Here is a 727-nt window from a genome sequence, read left to right as displayed (position 1 = left end):
TCGTTGCATCCGCGATCTGGAAGGAATCCAAAAAGACCGCATCCAAATAAGAAGTTGTATTCTGAATTTCTGTTAGATAGGTTTGGAATCCTCCGACTTTTAGTGCACTCTTCTGCAGAACCCCGCCCAAAGAAAGCATCTCATTCGAATACTCTACAGTTCCTTTCTTGCTAGCATTCGCAATCCCATAGTCCAAAAAGTCCTGGCTATCCTCGGACAAATCTTCCAGTCCGTCTTTTAGATCTCCCAGGTTGGAATCCCAGTGGGAAACCAAATCTTCCAAGTATCGTACCCCTTGATCTATACGGTCTTTGTCGATATAAGAAGTGTCAAAGGAGTTCGTTCCAAGCAAAGAACTTTGGAGAGACTTCATCCTATCCAAATACTTCACCAAGTCCGCTTTCTTCTGGTCGAGAGCATCGCTTTGGAATGCATTCGAAGCATTGTGAAGAGCACTCACCTGTGTGTTAAATACATCCACAGAGTCGTTAACCGGTTTGTCCAAATTGACCAGGCTCTTTTGCAAATTGGTCAGATTCGCACGGATCTGTACAGAAAGATCGTTACCGTACAATACATTCAAATTCGATCCGGAGAGTAGTGAATCTATTTTTTTGGAAAGAGTCCCGTCTCCACCGATTACATTCTCCAAGAGTACTTTATTTTCTTTTAATTTCTCGAATTCTAATATCTTCTTTAAACTTTCGTTATAAAAGGTCTGAGTCCT

General features: G+C 41.8%; 1 protein-coding gene. It reads right to left on the bottom strand.

Going from position 1 to position 727, the window contains the following annotated elements; all coding sequences use genetic code 11:
* A partial coding sequence (locus CH373_RS18715) for a hypothetical protein (protein ID WP_165778876.1) occupies positions 1–727 on the bottom strand: 727 nt, incomplete at both ends.

Source organism: Leptospira perolatii, assembly GCF_002811875.1.
GTDB lineage: Bacteria > Spirochaetota > Leptospiria > Leptospirales > Leptospiraceae > Leptospira_B > Leptospira_B perolatii.
Note: the sequence above shows the minus strand (reverse complement) of the source record. Positions and strands in the feature narration are given on the sequence as shown.